This window comes from Siccibacter turicensis LMG 23730 (assembly GCF_000463155.2).
In the GTDB taxonomy this organism is placed as follows: Bacteria; Pseudomonadota; Gammaproteobacteria; order Enterobacterales; family Enterobacteriaceae; genus Siccibacter; species Siccibacter turicensis.
In genome coordinates this window covers 37004-57878 of the sequence record NZ_AWFZ01000042.1, presented here as the reverse complement: position 1 = coordinate 57878, position 20875 = coordinate 37004, and the positions used below count along the sequence as shown (strand labels likewise).

The 20875-nt window shown below is 52.1% G+C and carries 16 protein-coding genes; 1 reads left to right on the top strand and 15 read right to left on the bottom strand.

Annotated features, from left to right (window positions below):
* The 15 genes from DW58_RS12265 to cbl form a co-directional block, all read right to left on the bottom strand.
* Positions 1 to 264 (bottom strand): PAAR domain-containing protein, encoded by a 264-nt coding sequence (locus DW58_RS12265; protein ID WP_024548932.1) that lies wholly within the window; start codon positions 262 to 264, stop codon positions 1 to 3.
* A gap of 213 nt (positions 265 to 477) precedes the next feature.
* Positions 478 to 921 (bottom strand): hypothetical protein, encoded by a 444-nt coding sequence (locus tag DW58_RS20955; protein ID WP_152525632.1) that lies wholly within the window; start codon positions 919 to 921, stop codon positions 478 to 480.
* A gap of 1 nt (position 922) precedes the next feature.
* Positions 923 to 1474, bottom strand: coding sequence for a lysozyme family protein (locus DW58_RS20950; protein ID WP_152525631.1), 552 nt, complete (start codon positions 1472 to 1474; stop codon positions 923 to 925).
* Positions 1475 to 1527: 53 nt separating this feature from the next.
* Positions 1528 to 2133 (bottom strand): hypothetical protein, encoded by a 606-nt coding sequence (locus DW58_RS20945; protein ID WP_152525630.1) that lies wholly within the window; start codon positions 2131 to 2133, stop codon positions 1528 to 1530.
* Positions 2130 to 4802, bottom strand: coding sequence for a glycoside hydrolase family 73 protein (locus DW58_RS21140; RefSeq protein WP_155889607.1), 2673 nt, complete (start codon positions 4800 to 4802; stop codon positions 2130 to 2132). Before DW58_RS21140 ends, DW58_RS20945 begins: the two co-directional genes overlap by 4 nt.
* Positions 4803 to 4812: 10 nt before the next feature.
* Complete coding sequence (locus DW58_RS12245; protein ID WP_024548936.1) at positions 4813 to 5295, bottom strand: DUF3828 domain-containing protein; 483 nt, start codon at positions 5293 to 5295, stop codon at positions 4813 to 4815.
* 75 nt (positions 5296 to 5370) lie between these two features.
* Positions 5371 to 7728 carry a type VI secretion system Vgr family protein gene (locus DW58_RS12240; protein WP_024548937.1) on the bottom strand — a complete coding sequence of 786 codons (2358 nt, stop codon included), beginning with the start codon at positions 7726 to 7728 and terminating at the stop codon, positions 5371 to 5373.
* On the bottom strand, positions 7728 to 10397 hold the full coding sequence (gene tssH / locus DW58_RS12235; RefSeq protein WP_024548938.1) for a type VI secretion system ATPase TssH: 2670 nt from the start codon (positions 10395 to 10397) through the stop codon (positions 7728 to 7730). Before tssH ends, DW58_RS12240 begins: the two co-directional genes overlap by 1 nt.
* A 162-nt stretch (positions 10398 to 10559) precedes the next feature.
* The gene (locus DW58_RS12230) at positions 10560 to 11051 is read right to left on the bottom strand and encodes an Hcp family type VI secretion system effector (protein ID WP_024548939.1); all 492 of its coding nucleotides are present in this window, start codon (positions 11049 to 11051) and stop codon (positions 10560 to 10562) included.
* A 2-nt stretch (positions 11052 to 11053) separates the two neighbouring features.
* The gene (locus DW58_RS12225) at positions 11054 to 12733 is read right to left on the bottom strand and encodes an OmpA family protein (RefSeq protein WP_024548940.1); all 1680 of its coding nucleotides are present in this window, start codon (positions 12731 to 12733) and stop codon (positions 11054 to 11056) included.
* Positions 12733 to 13422, bottom strand: a complete 690-nt coding sequence (gene tssL / locus DW58_RS12220) for a type VI secretion system protein TssL, short form (protein ID WP_024548941.1) — start codon at positions 13420 to 13422, stop codon at positions 12733 to 12735. Before tssL ends, DW58_RS12225 begins: the two co-directional genes overlap by 1 nt.
* Positions 13419 to 14768, bottom strand: a complete 1350-nt coding sequence (tssK, locus tag DW58_RS12215; protein ID WP_024548942.1) for a type VI secretion system baseplate subunit TssK — start codon at positions 14766 to 14768, stop codon at positions 13419 to 13421. The genes tssL and tssK overlap by 4 nt, the downstream gene beginning before the upstream one ends.
* Positions 14769 to 14780: 12 nt before the next feature.
* On the bottom strand, positions 14781 to 16331 hold the full coding sequence (gene tssC / locus DW58_RS12210; RefSeq protein ID WP_024548943.1) for a type VI secretion system contractile sheath large subunit: 1551 nt from the start codon (positions 16329 to 16331) through the stop codon (positions 14781 to 14783).
* An 18-nt stretch (positions 16332 to 16349) separates the two neighbouring features.
* Positions 16350 to 16844, bottom strand: a complete 495-nt coding sequence (gene tssB / locus DW58_RS12205) for a type VI secretion system contractile sheath small subunit (protein WP_024548944.1) — start codon at positions 16842 to 16844, stop codon at positions 16350 to 16352.
* Positions 16845 to 17533: 689 nt separating this feature from the next.
* Positions 17534 to 18481 carry an HTH-type transcriptional regulator Cbl gene (gene cbl, locus DW58_RS12200; protein ID WP_024548945.1) on the bottom strand — a complete coding sequence of 316 codons (948 nt, stop codon included), beginning with the start codon at positions 18479 to 18481 and terminating at the stop codon, positions 17534 to 17536.
* Positions 18482 to 18786: 305 nt separating this feature from the next.
* Here cbl and DW58_RS12195 point away from each other — a divergent pair, with 305 nt between their 5' ends.
* Complete coding sequence (locus DW58_RS12195; RefSeq protein WP_024548946.1) at positions 18787 to 20781, top strand: BCCT family transporter; 1995 nt, start codon at positions 18787 to 18789, stop codon at positions 20779 to 20781.
* The last annotated feature ends 94 nt before the right edge of the window (positions 20782 to 20875 follow it).

Sequence of the window (20875 nt, the reverse complement as noted above, 5' to 3'; positions counted from 1 at the left end):
TCAGGCAACCTTTGCTGCGGCAAATGAACTGATCAATGTGCAACCACAGGCACATTTGTGACCGTGAAAGGCTACCGGGATACCATGATCAAGGTAATCAGGGTTTCCTTCTACGATGGTTGTAGGGCCATGTCCCAGAATCGGGCATGACACTTTGTCGCCTTTACGGGCAACGCCAATACCGCCGAATTTCATCGTTTCAGAAGCGGTCAGCACCGAGCCGCCATGAGTGGTTTTATCGCCTTTGCGGATAATCTGGAGCATTACGTTTAACCTTTCATGAATATTCAAATGATAGCGTCAGTATAAAAATATAAGGATATTTTATTAGTTTTTAATTTATTGCAAAAGTCGTTTAACCCATTGAATACTGAAGTGTTTATGTTATAAACTCACGCTCCATCAACTGATAAAGATAATTAATCATACAATTGTGAAAAAACATATCAAGTCGACCAGTAGTTATAAGAAGTGTGGCTATTTTAGCTTCGCGAGTTTGTTGTCTTTAAATATCCACACCTCAGAATTTTTAGAATCATTACCATCTTGAATATTAATTTTGACTTTATCACCGTCATTGTTAACCACAACAGCCCCCATGCAGTAATCTATTGGCTTATGCACCTGAATTTTATTTTCAGAATCCATGGAGATAATTCTTATTGCTCCAGCCTCACAAGCATTTCCCATTGGGGAATCCTGGAATATCCAAACTCCAGTCCAAGAGTCAGCAAGGAGAGAGTAAGATGTCAAATAGGAAGGAGATTCATACACACACTCATGCCTCGAAACAACTTTATCATTAAAAGATATTTCACATTGGGTTCCATTTTTTATTGAGTGAACTGTGGGCAAGTCGAAACTGTTGGCCATGCCATACATAGGCAAAAGTGTAACTATCAAAAACAGTTTTTTTCTCATGTTAACCTCTACATCCTTCTTTCATTCCTAATTTTAATTTCTCTCTTACTTTAAAACCTGCTTCATATTTTGTTATTGCATTATCTTTATTCAGGTCTAAGCATTTATTATCATTATAGCTTCTCCCTTCATCATACAGAATGTAACTATCTGGTTTCCCTACAGCCCTGGGACAGAATATAACCATACAAACATCTTCAATTGTTTTAATCTTTCCAGTGTACGGTTTAAAATATTTTTCCACATAATCCATTTGTTCAACCGAGGTCATGCCAGCCAATTCATTAGTTGTCGTGCCTAAAGACCGCGCAGTATTCGACATAAATTGTATCAGGCCAGTAGCACTTCCATTTGGATTTTTAACGCTTGGGGAAAAGGTTTCTCCTGTTTCAAATGCCATACATGACATCAAATAATCTGGATTTATTTCCAGTCGTTCACAAACTTCAATAACCTTAAGCTTAAATTCTTTTGAAACTTTAGCACCCCATGCGATCTTATTTTGTAAGCTCCAGGTTGCCCGTTTGCCTAAATGATCTATCGTAAATTCCATTATATCTAAGGCTCATGCAGGCATATTATTTTTTCTTCATTAAAATCAGCAAGTTATTCAATTGGGTGAAATTTATCGATTTCATCCCCTTGGTTTGTGTAAATTTCTTGAGTCCCTTTTTTAACCAAGATGCTAAAAGGAGTAAGCTGCACGTCTTTACATTCTTCAAGTGCTTTTTTAGTTATAGCGAATTTGTAGTATTTATTGTCAGTGTCATCTCCACTGATGTTGATACATTCTTCAGGTGCTGTAGCCAGTGCGTTCTTCTTAATGACATCTGGAATAATATTAAAAGCCGTTTGTTCGTCACTTGAAGGACCACTTGTATATCCAGTATTTTTTAAATCTGATAATTTAAGCCACCCATCAACTGAATCGCCATTTTTCTTGAAGTATGAAGCAAACAAATATCCATTAAGTGTGGTGTATCCTGAAACAACATCACCATTAACTAAAAATAAATTGCTAATCTTGCATCGTTTACTTGGTGCGCTATTGAAGTAAAGTCTGGTTTTCGATACAACCTTAAATAAATTCATAGAATGATCTACATATGCTTGCTCCTTCTCGGCTGTTCTGGACAGATCGGAACAAAAATCGTTAGCATAGGAATAGCAACAAAAACCATATAATAAGATGGATAGCATTATTTTAATCATTTCAATCCTCTGCTTTTCATGTAACTACCTTTCATTATAGAAATCAACTTTGAAGCATAATTAGGGTCTGTGGCATATCCTTTATTCTGAAGGCCATGAGCCCATTTTTCAGGATCATCGCTCTCAAATAGTGAGGCGTATCTCTTGTTCTCAGTTAAAAATCTTGTTCTGTCGGCTATGCTTTCATCAAAAGAGTCATATGCCGCAAATTTATCCTTAATTTTAATGTTACTCCCATTGATATGTTCAGTGGTCCATATTTCAACAAATTTCTGACCACTTTTAGCTTTTATTCCAAAGAGATTGAAACTATATGTCTTATTGTTTAAATCAACTGGAACCTTACGCCCATACCCCGATTCATCAATGGCCTGAGCAGTTGTTATTGCCGCTGGAATTCCTGATTTTTCTTGTTCTTTTAGAGCGGCTTCGTAAACTGCATCAGTAAACTGTTGTTTGGTCAGTTTGCTCCAGTCTATATCATGTCGTAGTTTTAGAGCGCCAAGGAACATTACTGGATGCATATGCCATAATGAAGGCCCTAATTTCTCCGTGGTGACATCCTGCATCCATGCCATTTTATCAAGAAAATCTTCACTGTAGTTCTTCCATTCAGGAGCATCTTTCTTCAGTGCATTAAGGAATGGTTGCCAGATAGCATCGCCTTTTTTGAAGTACCAGTCGCTGGGATGTTTGACGATTGTTTTCTGAATGACGTCACGATAGTCGGGATTGTGGAGCGCTCGCCAGTATTCCATTGGAGAATAACGATCACTTCCACTGTCGATTTTATCCAGCAGGCGCTGATAATTATGTTTAACCAGCGCATGGCTGGTTCGCGTATCACCTGTCGCAGCCTCGTAGAGCGAGTTGATAAGACTGCGGAAGAATCCAACAGGCTGGTTTTTTCCATCCAGGTAATCAAAGCTTGCCGGCTCTGCGGTTTCAGTCCTGAATCCCAGCTTTGCCAGGTCATACTGTGACAGAAGTTCAGGTTCTTCCTGGCCTTTGGGGACATAGGCATTTTCTGGCCGCAGCTGCCAGTATTCCTGTTTGGTCGACTTATCGACTTCCGTTTGCACCTGACTCAGTGGAAGGGTCCCCGCTCTGGTTGTTACCCTTGTATCCTTTGTGAATGTTCCTGTTGCAACATCTTTTTTGTACACCGCAAGGCCCGGAGAGTACTTCAGCCAGAGTGGGTTTTGCTCCCCCACTTTTTCTGGGTTGGTCAGGAATTTCTCCAGATTATCATCCATGCTCGTGCATTCGATATGTACCTGGTATCGTGCCTCATAACCCCCATCCTTTGGTGCCTGGTAATAGCCCATGTGCCCAATTGAGTCACCGGCCTTGACAGGGAGAGGTGAACTGAGACTGACTGTTTTATCGAATACCATGACTTCTTTTGCTGGTGGAACCAAATGATCCCACCAACCAGGGCCACTTCCCGGCGCCGGTTTAATGTTGTTATTGTCGACCAGCATCCAGACTCTTTGGCCCGATTTCAGCTTTCCGCTGTCAGCATTCAGCGTTGCCAGTCCATAAGTACGTCCACCCTGGGTGGCGGTGAGAGAAGTATCTGAGGCATCCCAGGTAACAGGGGTCCCTTTGTTGACATTGCCTGCACTCGCTGGCCTCTGGTCGCTGCGGCTCAAATCCATAATCAACCAGTCGGCTTCTGAATATCCAGAGAGCGTATCCTGAGTTATCCAGTGGGTTTTTTTGGCACTTTCATAGGCAGAATACGGCGCAAGATGCATATACAGGGTGTAGAAATGCAGTCCGCTGGACTCTTTCTCACTGGGTTGAATATAGTGTTTTACCAGGACAAATGACCCCGAAAAACTCAGCGGACCAGATTCCCAGCCTAGCGTCAGATAATCCCTGCAGACACGATAAGCAACGACTTCCCCATCAGCCATGCATCGAATCGCCTGCTCACCTTTAAAGGGAACCGGGAAATCGAATGCCTCCAGAAGTGCTTTGCCACTGAGAGCACACCACGGCGTTGTGGTATGGGTAATATGAATACCGCCGTGCCACATCCCGCTACGGCCTATCGCGTACTGTCCGGTTGACTCCCCACCCAGATGTGAAAGGATATCCTCCTGACTACCAAATTCATTTCCTCGGTTGTCAGAAGGGATCGGCCAGACTATTTTGATTTTTCCTTTTTGGGAAGCCGATGCCTCCGGAGCCGGGCTACTGTTGTGAGAGTAACGGTAAAGCTTATAAGCAATGTTGTTGGTTCGATAGGCTTGTGCCGGGTAAAAGCCTTTGTCCTGGACAAAGTCGGAGACCCATTTTGTCCCATTAAACATAGCCATGTGACCATGTACATGGCCTGGTGCGGCCTGAATAACAACAACATCCCCAGCCTGCTGCCCTGAGATGGAAAATACATTTCCTGCATGGACGGTTGTTGCGCTGTCCACGACCTTGAAATTATTTTCCTCAAGCCACGGACCGTAATCTTTAGCCGAGTTAATTCCTGAATGGCTGGAGGACGCGCCGCCCTGAATTAATGCAATTTTGACATAATGAGCGCACTGCGACTGTCCATATTTCAGGTGGTCATCCAGACCACGCTTGAAGCGATTTTCATTATTTCTGGCGATGACCGCTGCATTCGAATTCAGCGTAGTAATGGCACTTGCTTTGTTGAACATGTGGTCACCGTTAATTATCGTTACAATGGCCAGTCGCGTTGGATACAAATAAGACTGAGTCTATGAGCCATTTACCCTTGGCCCGGACAAGGTTGATTTTATATTTTGACTCACTTTCGCTGTGACCCAGCATCAGTTCTATAACGGCTTTGTCTTTATCCAGAGATGAAACATTCGTAGAAATTTCATTCACCCACTCAGGGCAAATATCCTGAACATTTGTGAAGAAGTCAGCTCCTGAGTCATCCTCACTTTTGAGTTTCTGAAGATGTTTTGTTGTAAAGCTGTCTATAGCGCTCTGGCTTTTTTCGAGACCATGCCCAACGTCCGGGTCATTCCAGGCTGCCAGGTAGTCAGCATAAAAATGCTGAACAACAGATTCTGGAGAACTTTCAATTTTCGTCGCCCCGGACCCATTTCCGAAACTAAAACATGAAAAAATGGATAAAAGTAAGGCACAGAATATCGACGTTAATTTTAAACTGGTTTTCATGGTATTCGTCTTTCCTTGTTATGAACGGCTTCACTTCAGAGTGCTTAAGAAATCGACAACTAAATGATTTTCTGCTCAATCATTAAATGACTTGCTGCTGATTTTGCTTTCCTGAGTGATATCCGTCAGGCTGAAATTGGGTGTTTCGTTGGGAAGATTTGCGCCCGAGCCGGGTACCAGATAGTCAGACGTTTTCATAATGAACTCACCTGATGAACCATGCTCAATCCCGTTCTTACTTAGCCTCAGGTAAGACCCACCACCGTTCAGCGTCAGGGTTTTCGGGGTGCTGATAATTATTTCGTCTTCACTGCTGGTCACCGTCAGCTGCTTTTCAGAAAACAGGGCCATCGTGTTGTGCTGAGCCTGGATATCGATGTCTCCCTGGTTGGCAACCAGCTTAGCCCCGTCTTTATGCACAAACAGGCCCAGGGCTTTTTCTACCGTCATGGACAGATTCTTCATCGCACCGATATCAAGATGCTGACCGGCATTGATCATGGTATTGCGGGTGCTGCTGAGCTGAAGATGTTCACCTGAGGTAAATGCCACCCCCTGCGGAGCACTACCCAGCAGGACCGAAGACTGGAGGTCTTTGATTTTGTCGGTCACGAGACTAATCTGGGTATTGATGTCGCAGACCAGCGCTCCGGCGGCTTCGGCGGCGCTGTTCAGCGCCTGCATCTGGCTGTTGGCCTGGTTAATCTGGTTGATGGCTGGGGCCATTTCCAGCACCGACCCCTGGGCTTTGGCCTGGGCATCCGCTGTCAGGAACAGCCCTTTTGCCGCACGTACTGCGCCGTGCTCATCCGTACGCAGCTCAAAGCCGGCGCCGCGCTTTTCACGCTGGCCATTAACCAGGTGCCCCATGTTCAGCTGCGTTTTGCCGTATTCTGTCGCGAGCTTGATATGCTCTTCCTGGCGCTTATCCTCCATCCGCAGCTTATTGTTCGCCGGGGTGCGCCACACGTTCCGCGTATGATTGTCACTGGTGACGTGGTCCGGGTGTTCAGAATCATGCAGGGCATAAGCGATGTAGGGCCGATCCGGGTCTCCGCCGTCAAATACGACGGCCACTTCAGTTCCGTCGATAAGCGGGGAGTGGAAGCCGTAGGTATCCCCGGCGTAGGGTTTCGCCAGCCGCAGCCACAAATAGGCATAGCCCTGTTCAGCACTGTTGCGGTCAAAGTCCAGTTTCACCCGGTAGCGCCCGTCCGGGTCGAGCCAGGAATAGGTGTCGCCTTTCTGAGTGCTTTCCACCCGGGCAGGGAGCGATCCGGATATCACCGGGCGGTTGAGTAGCGCCGGACGGTAGCAGACCGATTCGCTGTAGGGGATACCCTCAAACGTCAGCGTAAAGCGACTTTTGCGTGAGCCGCTGGTGCGCACCTTAGTGATGACGATGCCTTCTTTCACGGCATCGGGAAGCGTTCCGTCCGTTTCCAGCACCTGGCCCGGAGCCAGATGGGGGCTGGAGGAATGCCCGCTGACGTGATACTGCGCGTTCAGAATGCGTTCGTGACGCAGACGGGCAAAGTACGCCCCGGTCTCTGGGCTGTCAGTATCACCTTCTGTCAGGAAGGGCTCCGCATAATGGTACGTTTCCCCGGTGGTGATCCCTTCCTTACTGAAAATGCTTTCGCAACTATCCTGCGGCTTCAGTGCTTCACGGTAGTTGTAGTCCCGGGTGGCCACACTCCCGCTCACGACATTGCAGGCGATCTGAATATCCCAGATGCTCTCCTGCCCGCTGTCACTCATCCCGGCCTGATTGCGCAATGGCAGCGTGACACCGAATTCATACTGCTGCTGGCTGTCCTGGAAAATCACCACATCCTGTTCAAGACGGCTGTCCATTTCATAGCGCCAGTAAATGCCCACTTCTGCCAGCAGGCGCTGGATAAACTCAAGGTCCGTTTCCCGCCACTGGGTGATAAGTTCCCGGGCCGGATATTCACGGGAGAGACGGAACTCAAAATCAGGGCCTTCCAGACCGTGTTTACGCAATACCTGTTCAACTACTTCAGTGACCGACTGATTGAGGTAGATCTCACTCCCTTTCGTATAGTCGAGAAGGGCGATACGGGGAACGATCGTCAGCGCGTAATGGGTCTCATCATTCGAGGTGGACACGCGGCGAAACGACTCCACCAGGCCAAAAACCGTCCGGACCGGCAGCGCCGGTGTCCCGTCAAATATCGGGGTCTGGAAGGTAAATGATGCCGGTTTCAGCAGTAGCGTGTCGCAGGCGATATCCCTGGAGGAGCAGGTGACCGCCACGTCATACCGCCATGGCTGGCTGAGGGACTCCACCGCGCTGTAACGCAACACATCCAGAAATTCAGTGCAGCCATGCACGTCAACACGATAGCGTGACTGGCCCGACAACTGTTGCACCACGTCGGTGGCCTTCGTGATAAGTGTTCCGCTCATCACGCCTCTCCTTCTGCCTGTTCATCAAAGGCCAGCACAATGCCCTGTTCGTCATCCCAGGTCAGTTGCAGTGACGACGGCTTTTGTTTTGCCGCCATATGGCTTAACAACTGCTGGCTCAGAACCGGCAGGATCTGCTGGTTAAGCAGACTGTCCACGTTGCGGGCTCCGGTATCCGGCAGCAGACATGCTGCCGTCAGGGTGTCGATGAGACTTTCGCCAATGTGAGTTGAGATGCCGTAGTGACGTTGCAGACGCGTGCTCACCTGTGCCAGCTTCATGCCGACGATGGTGCGCATGGCATCCATTGCCAGCGGGCGGTATATCACCGTCTGGAAGCGAGCCAGCAGCGCTGGCTGGAAATGATCGCGCAGGATCGGACGTAGCAACTCATGCAGGCAGTTCTCCGTGGCTTCTGGTTGCTCCTCCAGCAACTGCATCAGCGGGTCACTGCCCAGGTTGGACGTCATCAGGATCACAGTATTGCGGAAATCAATTTCACGCCCTTCCCCGTCCCGCATAAAGCCCCGGTCAAAGACCTGATAAAACAGGTTCATCACATCCCGGTGGGCCTTCTCCACTTCATCGAGCAGCACCACGCTGTACGGCCGCTTACGGACTGCTTCGGTGAGAATGCCGCCCTGACCATATCCCACATAGCCCGGAGGGGAGCCCTTTAGCTGCGAGACCGTGTGCGGCTCCTGGTATTCAGACAGGTTGATGGTAATAAGCGATTTTTCGCCGCCATATATCACATCCGCCAGCGCCAGTGCAGTTTCGGTTTTACCGACCCCGCTTGGCCCCACCAGTAAAAACACACCCTGTGGCCCGTTCTCCGGCGTCAGGCCGGTTTTTGAGGCTCTCAGTCGTTGCGCTATAGCATTCAGGGCGGGACTCTGGCCGACTACACGGGTTGCCAGTTGCTCTTCCAGCGTCAGTAATTCGGTTTGCTCATCCTTCATCAGCGACGAGAGGGGAACCCCTGTCCAGTCGGCGATAACGGTCGCAACGGTGCGGACATCAACATCCAGACCCAGTAATGGGCTGTGATTCTGAACCTGGGCCAGCTCCCGCTGGAAGGCGGAGATCTCTTTCTGGCGGCTGATGTCTTCCCGGCAGGCTTTCAGCGAGTCGGTGAGCTGCTTTTCGGTTTCATACTGTGACTGAAGGGCCGCTTTCTGCTGGTTGAGATCTAGAGTGAGCTGTTCGATCTGCGGCAGACGGCTGGCATCAACGGCGTTACCCAGAGAAATATCTTCCAGCAACTCCTGTTGCTCCATGGCAAGCGCAGTCAACCGGGCCTGCAACCGGGTAAGCTGTTCTGGTAGCGTGTCCAGGCTCATCCGCACCCGGGCCGCAGCGGTATCCAGTAAGTCCACCGCTTTATCAGGCAACTGGCGCCCTGTCAGGTAGCGGCGGGATAGCGTCACCGCTGCACGGACGGCCTCGCCGGTAATATGCACGCCATGATGTTCGGCATAGCGGGATTTAAGACCGCGCAGCATCAGGCAGGCCGTGTCATCATCAGGCTCATCAACTTTGACCATCTGGAAGCGGCGTTCAAGGGCAGCATCACGTTCGAAATACTGCTTGTATTCACTCCAGGTGGTGGCCGCAATGGTGCGCAGTTCGCCGCGCGCCAGCGCCGGTTTCAGCAGGTTTGCTGCATCTGCCCCGCCTGCCTGATTACCCGCCCCGATAATGGTGTGCGCCTCATCAATAAACAGCAACACCGGCACCGGGGATTGCTGGACGGCGTCGATGATATTTTTCAGACGCTGTTCGAACTCGCCCTTTACACCGGCGCCCGCCTGAAGCAAGCCCAGGTCCAGAGTCCTGACGATGACAGGCTTAAGACTTTCGGGCACATTGCCCTCAGTAATACGTAGCGCCAGGCCTTCAACCAGGGCCGTTTTGCCGATGCCGGGTTCACCCACCAGAATGGGGTTGTTCTTACGACGCCTGGAGAGAATGTCCACCATCTGCCGTATCTCATTATCGCGTCCAAAGACCGGGTCAATCTTTCCTTCCCGGGCACGGGCGGTCACATCGACCGTAAAGCGATTGAGAACGGACTCTTCCTGTGAAACGGCAGGCTGTGCACTTCTGCCTTCTGCCTGGTTTTGTGCTTTCTGGTTCAATGGCGCCGCCCGGCCAATAATGGTGGCATTGCCAGCCTGTTCGCTGAGCGCAACACCATGCCGCTCATCTGACTGAGCTTCCAGTAAGGGACGTAACCTCTCCAGCTGGCTGGCGGTCAGGGTCATTAAGGGCCAGAGGCCATCACAGCGCGTCAGCCCTGAGGTTTCAATCATGGCCGTGAGCAAATGAATGCTGCGGATCTGCTCATCTCCGGCGAGTGTGGCGGCAAGCCAGGCTTGCTTCAGCAGGGTCTGGAGGGAAGCAGAAAGCTCTGGTCGTGTACGCACTGAACGAGGCTGTGCATCCAGCCAGCTCAGGAGGGACTGCCAGACGGTATCCATATCCCATTCATAGCGGCGGGCGAGAACGGTCAGATCACCCTCACCCTGCTCCAGCAACTTTAGCAACCAGTGCTCAGGCGTGATTTCTGCATGCGCACGGGTCTGACATAAAGAAGCCGCACCCTCCAGTGCTCTGGCGCAATACGGGTTAAGTCGTCGTAGCAGGACTGCTGAATGATGTTCCATGTCGTTCCCTCTTGTTCAGGCACGCTACCGCCCCTGGCCGTCAACCGATGCCCATAAGGTTCATGCCGATAAATTGTGAGACTGCTCTGCAAAGCGTCCGTCTGACAGGCGCTGTGCGGAGCAAAACAAAAGGCGGACAGAGGGGATCTGTCCGCCAGGGTCTTACGCCGTGGTGCGTTCGTTCCAGGAATCGGAATGAATGATGTTGCCGTCTTTGTAGGTCCAGGTGATTTTTTCGTAGCGCAGCTCGATCTGCTCAAGGTGATTGTGCTTCTCGAAAGAAGGATCCTTGATATCGTGCATTTTCGGTGCGACTTTCACCAGTTTGACGTTTTCCAGTTTGGTGTTGAAATACTCAACTTCCTGACCTGCGTCGTTGATTTTGTACCACCTGAACTCAGCAGATTTCAGGGTCTGACCGGTGGTCACCGCTTTGTACAGATACGGGCTGGAAGAGTCGATTTCTTTGGTAAACAGGAACGGCGTGTGGATACGGGTGCCGGTCAGCTTGCCGGTGTTGTTATCAGTCGGGATGTACAGGTTGTGTTCCTGAGCAACAACTTCGATGCTGCCTTCGCGATCTTTCACATCTACGGAACCTTTGATGTCAGCGCCGCCATCGTCTTTCAGCCACAGATAAACTGGGATTGCCATGTTTACTTCTCCATTTCTTGAGTTGAAACGTCACGTACATCCTGTGACGCGTGTTTTGCGCCTGGCAGACGACAGGCATCAGCCTGCGGTACCAGACTGATCTCGACACGCCGGTTATGCGCACGGCCATCAGGCGTGTCATTTGATGCAATCGGTCGGCTGTCACCGTACCCCTGCACAGCAAAGCAACTTTCCGGCACGTCCCCGGTATCACGCATCCAGTTACGGACGGCCTCCGCTCTTTGCAAAGACAGAGTCTGATTTAGCTGAACGCTGCCGGTATTGTCTGTGTGACCGCTGACCACGATAAGCCAGCCTGGTCTGGCTTTGATTCCCACCAGTGCGTTGACGAGTATTTTGGTTGACCCGTCTTTGAGTGCCGATTTGCCGGAATCAAACAGCGACATGCTGTCGAGCCGAACAATTTTCGGTACTGGTTTTGGTTTAGGTGCTGGTGGAGGTGTCCAGGTATCGATAGCCTGCCGCAAGGCCAGCCACAGGCGTTGTCCCGGGTAATAGCCCAGGCTGTAACGCAAAGGCTCTCCCTGACGCTGCCAGCGTTCAAGCAGGAGCGCATCCTGTTTCAGAGCGGCGAGTGATTCCGCCTTAGGACGGTAGTGGTTCATCGGGATTGCATTCCAGCGCTGTAAGTTGGCACTGACATGACGGATAAGATCACGATTATTGAGCGCAGAAATACCCAGCGCACTCAGGGCACACAGCCACATCAGCAGGATCAGGCGACGGGTTCGCTGCCCCCCCTGCACAGTCGATGCAAAAGGTGCCAGCAGCGGCAAAACCGAATCCGGGAACAGACTTGCCGGAGCTGGCTGCCCTGACTTTCGGGGAAACTGCAAACAGGTGCGGGAATAGAGCCAGCAGGACCAGACAGACTGTGTCTCAGGCAGGACGGTACCGAGGCGCATTGCTACAGAAAATGCTTGCACGGGGGGCGTTAACCGGTCAGGTTTTTCCAGCTCATCAGCCAGGGTATGACGGATAAAGGAAAATGCCTGACCGATCGCTGGCAGCGCCACGATATTGTCATCCGCCTGCTGCCAGTCAATGAAAGCCTGAGGTGAATCATTAACCGGACAGACAATCGGCTTCTCACCCCGAACGAGTATCCACGGTGTTTCAGGCCCGGAAAATTCGGCACTCACCACAACCGGCAGTGTGAAACCCGTCAGGGATTTTATCTGTTTACTCTGCTGGCGGAGCGTTTTCAGTGCGGAACGAAGAACGGCCTCATCCTGATGATGATCTGGCAGGCAGCGGTACATTACCGAAAGCTGACCGACCTGGCGTGGGAACTGCGTCTGTATGCTGCGGACTACATCGGTTAACCGGTTGACGTCATCGGCCCGAAGCCACCACCCCTGGGCTGTTTTACGCAGAGAACTCCCCTGAAACAGCGCCTCCAGTCTGTCACCGCATACCAGTACAACGGGCCCCTGGGTGTCGGGTAATGGCAGGTCAGCAGCTGAAACGGTGGTGTCGGATACTGGCTGCTCCGGGCGACAGTTTTTAAAAACAGTCCAGCCTGCCAGAAGGAGGATCAGCACCGTGATCAGGCCTTTAAACACGTTTCCTGTCGGGATGAAATACCAGAGCAACCACAGCAACGTGGCAACGGCTGCTAAGGTGTGTAGCACTACCGGAATAATGACTGATCTACGCATTAGCCATGCAGCTCCGGTATTTGTGCTGACAACAGTGCCTGGAGCCACAGATGCCCTCCCCACCAGATAACGCCGGTAAGAATGACGGCGAGAGCTATCCAGAACCAGACTGAGCGCATCAGGCTCCAGCGATGTTTCCCCATCCGGTAAACAACCAGAGACAGGCCTGCATCAGGTTGAGAAACTCGCTCAGAAAGAGCTTTCTTTACCTCATCCCGCTGCGACTGGCTGACCGCTTTCAGGCTGTATAACCCCTGAAAGCCCAGCGCTATCACACGGTGATAGCAGGTTAAAACGGCCGGGTTCGGTGAGGGCTGACGCAGAACCTCGGCAATGCGATCCCATAGCGCCTCGCCTGCCCGAAGTGAGCCAAAAAAACGGGCCTGAAGCGGAGCTTTACGCCAGGCCACCTGACCTTCATCAATTTTCGGCTCCTCTCCTTCCTCGTTTTTTTCAGGCTTACGGCTCATCACCGTCTCGTCCAGTAAGGCACATTGTGCGTAGGAAATATGCTCCACACTGGCGTCATCATAACCAGCACGCTCCAGCGCTTCCCGCACACTTTCAACCTGTTTAACGCATTTGTTGTAAAGCGCAGTGCCATTAAGCGTGACGGCGCCTTTCTTAAGCATGGTGACGGTGAGCCAGGTCTCCGTCATCAACTGGTCGATATCGATATCATGTCTCATGAGCGCAATACCGCAAACAGTTCAAGTTCCAGAGCGCCGAGTAACTCAGGCACATAGAACATACACACCCCCTGCTCCTGCATTTCATGCGCAGCGGGGCTTTCCATATCAAGTGCGAAGTACTGGTTTTCCATGCGTACAGGCAACGCTGCCGGGACTCTGCTCACTGGTATCAAAGGGATCCCCTTGAGTGCAGCACCATAGATCACATTGACGTCATCAGGTGAACCTGCCTGACAAAGTACAGGGAATTTCTCGGCAACCTGCCACGCCGGAATATCTGAGCGCACAGAGAGCCAGAGGTCAGCCTCTTCACGCAGGCGAATATCGTGAAGATTGGCTTTCCAGGTTTGCCCGTCCGGACGAGACATTTCCAGAGCGATGACCCGGGATGGCAGACTTGCCTCCAGCAACTCCGTTATCAGGTCAAACAGCGGAGGAAAGGCATTGGCCGGTTCCTCGTGGTCATAACCCGGTATGGCGTCAAGATCATGGTCCAGGGAAAAGGTCAGCATGCTTCCTGCCAGACGTGCGAGTTCAGCCCACACCTGTTCAGCCGGACGGGAAGGGAATCGTTCGTATTCCGTCAGCACTCTGGCGTGAGAGTTCAGTGCATTCAGCAACCAGAAGAGGGAAACATCGGCAACAGCAAAATCAGCAAGTCTTTCATTGCTTTCACGGCGCATTGTCATCAGACGCTGGCGTCGGGAACGTAGCTGGCGGTTGAGCAGCACCAGACGTTCGCGAAGAACCGGGCTTGCCGCAAATGACGCAACGGGGGGAATGAAAGACGGATCCAGTCGCCACGCATTATGTCCATCCCGGACCAGTCTTGCTACCGGGCAGACTTTCCAGGAATCATTACTTTCATGGGCAAACCGGATGGTGAAATTAAACCGGGCGACTGCCATGGATTCTTCTTCGGAGCCAAAGGCATCCTGCAACGTCACCCATTCTTCACGATATCGGAGCGGCCGGTCTGGACTGACGTCGTCCTGTTCAACGTTGATAATACCTGGCTGCATGTGAGGCAGTGCGATAACGACGATTACCGCATCACGACCTGCCAGTTGGCTGGCGTCTAATTCACGGGGAGCCGGAGGCAGATCGCTCCTTTGCGCATCAATAAGCGTTCCATCATCCAGCCAGAGGCGTAACTGTGTAATCTGGATCAGACCGGATGAAAGAAGACTGTCATTAAATTCAATCATTTCCACACCCCAGGGGAACGCTGATGCCAGCGCTGTTGCACCGGCACTGCGAAAAGACTCCCATTCTGCCTGCTGCTGGAATTGCTGAGGGGACAGCAAAGCCCCCTCGTTCCACAGTGGACGATAAATTTTCATCCCTGCCCTGCCTTATGCTTTTGCTTTAGGCATCTGGGAAACCAACGACAGGTTCACATCCATGCCTTCTACCTGGAAGTGCGGCACCGCATAGAGCTTCACGCGGAAAAAGCCCGGATTGTCCTCGATGTCTTCTACCACCACTTTTGCATCACGCAGCGGGTGAGACGCCTGCAGCTCATCGCCGGGATCGGTCATTTCCGTGACCAGCCCGCGCACCCAGGTGTTCAGCTCCAGCTCCAGCAGTCGGCGATCTTTGGTGGTGCCGATGTTTTCGCGCTGCAGGATCTTCAGATAGTGCGCGATACGCGACAGCAGGAAGATGTACGGCAGACGCGCATTGATGCGGCTGTTGGCCGTAGCGTCTGGCGTGTCGTACAGGGCCGGTTTTTGGGTGGAGTTCGCCGAGAAGAAGCAGGCGTAGTCGCGGTTTTTGTAGTACGACAGCGGGATAAAACCGAGATTAGCGAACTCAAATTCGCGGGTTTCCGGGATCATCACTTCGGATGGGATTTTTACCTGGTTGCCGGTGCCGAGATCGTAGAGGTGAATCGGCAGGTTCTGCACCGCGCCGCCCGCCTGCGGGCCGCGGATCTGCACGCACCAGCCGTTATTGATAAAGCTCTTAACCATATTGGCCGCGAAGGCAAACGAGGCGTTGGTCCAGAGGTATTTCTCATGGTCAGGGCCTTTAACCTCTTCCACATAGTTGAAGCTGCGCACCGGTACGGTGTCCGGGCCATAAGGCAGGCGGCCCAGCACGCGCGGCATCGTCAGGCCGATATAGCGTGCGTCGTCGGTATCACGGAAGGACTTCCACTTAATGTATTCGGCGCGATCGAAGTAGTTACCGATATCCTTTATAGCCGCCACCTCTTCCATGGAGTCCTTGAGGAAAAATTTCGGGCCGGCAGAGCCGATAAACGGCATGTGTGCGGCGGCAGATACCTTAGAGATATTGCGCAGCAGGGCGACGTCCTGTGCGGAGGCGTCAAATTCATAGGCCGAAATCACCGCCGCGATGGGCTCACCGCCGGGGGTGTCGTATTCGCTGGTGTAGGAGTGCCAGTAGAGCCCGCTCTGGATAATCTCCGGGGCGTCTTCAAAATCCTGACGCAGATCGTCTTTGGCAATGTCGAGGATCTCGGTTTTCACGTTCTGGCGGTAGTCGGTGTTGTCCACCAGATGCTTGAGGCCACGCCACAGGCTTTCAACTTTCTGAAACGCGTCACTGTGCATTACGGCATCCAGCTGGCGGCTAATCTGCCAGTCCAGCTCCGCGATGTGATGGTCGATAAGCGTTTTATCGAGCTTCTCCACCTTCTGCCCCGACTGGCGCAGGCGCTCCAGAAACACCTGCACGCCTGCGGTAATGCGCTCATTGGTGTCCGCCTCGGCCATCGCGGCCTCGTCCTGCCAGACGTTAAGGTCGCTCAGCCCTGACGCAGGCTTGAGATTGATTTTTTCGAACAGCGAGGCGTAGACCCCTTCTGGCGCGGCAGCGTCGTGCACCCGTGTTTCACCCGTGGATACGGCGGTTTCATTCTGTACAGACATCAGCATTTTCCTTAATGTTTTCCGTCAGGCTTTCGGGGCCAGGGCAGCAATTTCCGCCCGGAGTTCGTTACTCAATGCGGGATCGCGCAAGATGGCTTCCAGCTCTTTGCGGAATGTGGCGTTGTCCAGCAGATTGGATTTCAGATCGCGCAGCAGGCTACGCATGGCGAGCATCGCTTTAAGCTGAGGAATTTGACGCGCGACCTGCTCCGGCTCAAAGTCTTTCATCTCTTTAAAGCTGAGCGTCACGTTCTCTTCGCTGCCGTCGCCGGCAAGGATATTTTCGACGGCAATATTCACCGAGGGAGAAAACTCCGACAGCACGCTGTTGAAGTTATTTTTATTGACGTTAATTTTTTCACGTTCGGACAGCGGACGCTGCTCTTTACCGTTGCTGAAGTCGCCTGCCACCAGCAATTTAAGCGGCAGCTCAACTTTTTTCTGGGCGTTACCGGTGTGCAGATTTAATTTCAGATTAATGCGGGCTTTGGGTATTTCTTCCTGGAATGAACCGGACATGCAATGTTCCTTCATATAGCGTGCTACAGGCGGCAGATGACCGGATACCGCTGATACATCTTCCAGCCAGGGCCTCGCCGCACCAGCAGCGATGAATAAAATGAGTAAAACAGTGAGTTACGGCCAAAATGTTACGCCGGATAGAGACGTAAACAAGGAATGGAGACCAGGTAAATGTAAATTTTAATGACTGGTTTCGCCCCTGCTTTACCCCTTTTTTATGAAACCCGGTTTTCAGTAAATATCCGTTTCCGCGTGAGACGTGCGAAGTAGCCATATTGCGTTGCCAGAAGCCGTCTTTATTTTTGAAAATAAATATTTCTGACGTGTAACAATTTAATCAAAAATTAAGACTGCAGCCCTTAACCAATTACGCGCCAATTTACATGAATATCCATATTAAAAATAATTAATGGCTACCACATTGATACCGGGAATATAAAAACCGCATAGCGCCGTTTATTCACACGAGACGTTACAGATTAAATAGCCATTTTACGGGGAGATGAAAAACAACCGCTATTCCATTCGTTACCAAACTTATTAGTTTGAAAACAATACATCCGTGATTCATTTAATAAATAAATGCTCATACCGTGCAGGGGCGACGCCCGGACTGGCGTCTGGGGCGTGTAACAGCCATGGTACAAATAAGCAGACGTAAAAAACCCGCAGTGCGCGGGCTGATGTTAGATCTGGTAGTCAATCGCCGGTTCGCCGGGCTCCAGCGCCTGACGCTTGATCTCCTCTACCGACAGCGAGGGGTTGCAGAGTTCGATGAAGCGCCACACGTAGTTACGCTGCAGCTGACCGCGCTTCAGGCCCAGCCAGACGGTATTGGCATCAAACAGGTGCCGCGTATCCAGCCGCACCAGATGCCCCGCCTCGTCGCCGCTGGCCTGATCCGCAACCAGCCCGATGCCCAGCCCCAGCTCCACATAGGTGCGAATGACGTCAGAGTCCTGGGCGCTGAGCACCACGTCCGGGCTCAGGCCTTTACGCTGGAACGCTTCGTCGATACGTGAACGCCCGGTAATTCCCTGCCGGTAGGTAATCAGCGGCCAGCGGCTGATATCTTCCAGCGTCAACGCTGTTGCCTGGGCCAGATCATGATCGTGCGGTACCAGCAGGCTGTGATACCAGCGGAACCACGGGTAGGCCACCAGCGTCGGGTCGTTGCTCAGACGCTCGCTGGCGATCCCGATATCCGCGGTACCGCTCTGCAGCAGCGCTTCTATCTCCTGCGGCGTGCCCTGGATCAGCTCCAGCCGGACGTCCGGGAACAGCACGCGAAACTCCTTGATCACCGAGGGCAGACTGTACCGCGCCTGGGTGTGGGTGGTGGCAATGGTTAACACGCCCGACGCGTCATTGGTGAACAGATCCGCCAGCCGCCGCACGTTGCTGGCTTCGTTCAGAATACGCTCGGCAATCACCAGCAACGCCTTTCCCGGTTCGGTCATCCCTAATAACCGTTTGCCGCGGCGGATAAAAATCTCAATCCCCAGCTCCTCCTCCAGCTCGCGGATATGACGGCTGACGCCGGACTGGGAGGTATAGAGCATGTTAGCGACCTCGGTCAGGTTGTAGTCCCGCCGTGCCGCCTCGCGGATTATTTTTAGCTGCTGGAAGTTCACATCGCCCCCGGGGCCTGTCTGACATGGCCCTATTGTTAAAGTGTGGCGTTGTGGTTAACAAATAATAAAAACCTGCATTTTATTACTTATAGGAATAACGCGGCGACTAACGATGTGAGAGGGGCAGCAAAGCAACAGGCGTGGAGCCAGGGTGCGTCATGGCTAACGGGCGTTTCATCGCGCCTTTGGCGGTTAAGCCGCAAAATTGTAAAGCGCGTTTTATCAGCGTGTCGTTGTTGTTTAAATGTAGTTTGACGTTTTTTGTCCATACTGGGTATATCCTCGCCATTCACTCAAGGTATCTTATGAGTCAAACTGCTCCTGAAAATAATGTTAAACGCAGCCAGATTAATGCCCCTGTCTTTTATACGTCCGCCACGCTGATTTTTGTATTAGTCCTGTTCGCCGCGCTGTTTCCCGACCAGGCCGATCGTCAACTGAGCGCCCTGCAGACCGGGCTGTTTGCCAATGCGAGCTGGTTTTATATTCTGGCCGTCGCGTTAATCTTATTGTCAGTGACGTACCTTGGTCTCTCCCGCTACGGCGATATCAAGCTGGGCCCGGATCATGCGGAGCCGGACTTCAGCTACGTCTCCTGGTTCGCCATGCTGTTCTCTGCTGGAATGGGAATCGGGCTGATGTTTTTCGGCGTCGCGGAGCCGGTGATGCATTACATGTCGCCGCCAACCGGAACCCCCGAAACGGTGCAGGCAGCCAAAGAGGCGTTGCGCATCACGTTCTTCCACTGGGGCCTTCATGCCTGGGGCATTTACGCCATCGTCGCCCTGATACTGGCCTTTTTCAGTTACCGCCACGGGTTGCCGTTGACGCTGCGTTCCGCCCTGTATCCCATTATTGGCGACAGGATTTATGGCCCGATTGGGCACGCCGTGGACGTGTTTGCGGTTATCGGCACCGTGCTTGGGGTGGCCACGTCACTGGGGTACGGTGTGCTCCAGGTCAACGCGGGCCTCAATCACCTGTTTGGTCTGCCGGTAAACGAAACCATGCAGGTAATTCTTATCGTCGCGATCACGGCGCTGGCTACGCTCTCCGTTGTGTCGGGTCTCGATAAAGGGATTCGTATCCTGTCGGAGCTTAACCTTGGGCTGGCGGTGCTGCTGCTGATATTAGTGGGCGCACTGGGGCCAACCGTCTTGCTTCTGAAATCCTTTGTGGAAAACACCGGCGGCTATCTCTCCGAGATCGTCACGAAAACCTTCAATCTTTACGCGTATGAACCAAAATCAAGCAGCTGGTTAGGCGGCTGGACGCTCTTCTATTGGGGCTGGTGGCTTGCCTGGTCTCCGTTCGTGGGGATGTTTATCGCCCGCGTCTCCCGCGGTCGAACCATCCGGGAGTTCGTGACCGGGGTGCTGTTTGTCCCGACCGGCTTTACGCTGCTGTGGATGACCTTTTTTGGTAACAGCGCAATCTGGCTCATTATGCAAAAGGGGGCGCAGGACCTGGCGCAAACCGTGCAGAGCGATCAGACGCTGGCGCTGTTCAACTTCCTTGAGCATTTCCCGTTCAGCAGCGTCCTGTCGTGTATCGCGATGGCGATGGTGGTGGTGTTCTTTGTCACCTCAGCCGATTCCGGCGCGCTGGTGGTGGATACGCTGGCCTCTGGCGGTTCAGACCGCACGCCCATCTGGCAACGTGTTTTCTGGGCCTCTATGATGGGCTTCGTTGCCATCACGCTGCTGTTGGCGGGTGGAATGAAAGCCCTGCAAACTGTCACCATAGCCAGTGCATTGCCGTTCTCGGTGATCCTGCTTATTTCGATTTACGGCCTGTTAAAAGCGCTGAAAATCGATGCCTATAAACGCGACAGTAAGCAGATCACCACCATTGCCCCGACTGCGGCGCGCAATCCCATCTCCTGGCAGCGTCGGTTGCGTAATATTGCCTACTTCCCGAAACGCTCTCAGGTAAGGCGTTTTATGAGCGAGGTGATTTTACCGGCCATGAAAATGGTGGAAGCGGAGCTGACGAAGCAAAATACCGCGTCCTCCACGGATGACTCTGCCGAAGATCGTATTCGTTTCGAAGTGAATCTCGGCGAGGAGTTGAATTTTGTCTATGAGGTTCGGCTTCGTCCCTATCTGCAACCGACCTTTGCGCTGGTAGGCATGGCCGACGAGGAGCGTAGCGAGGAGCAGAAGTATTATCGTGCGGAGGTCTACCTTAAAGAGGGCGGTCAGGACTATGACGTGATGAGCTGGACTCAGGAGCAGATCATTCACGATATTCTCGATCAGTACGAAAAGCACCTGCACTTCTTACATCTGGTTCGTTGATGACGGCAGGTTTGCCCGCAGCGGGCAGGCCTGCGTTACCTCGTGTTTGTCTCAGGCGCTGTAACGACTCGCGCGTATGCCAACGACAGCACGT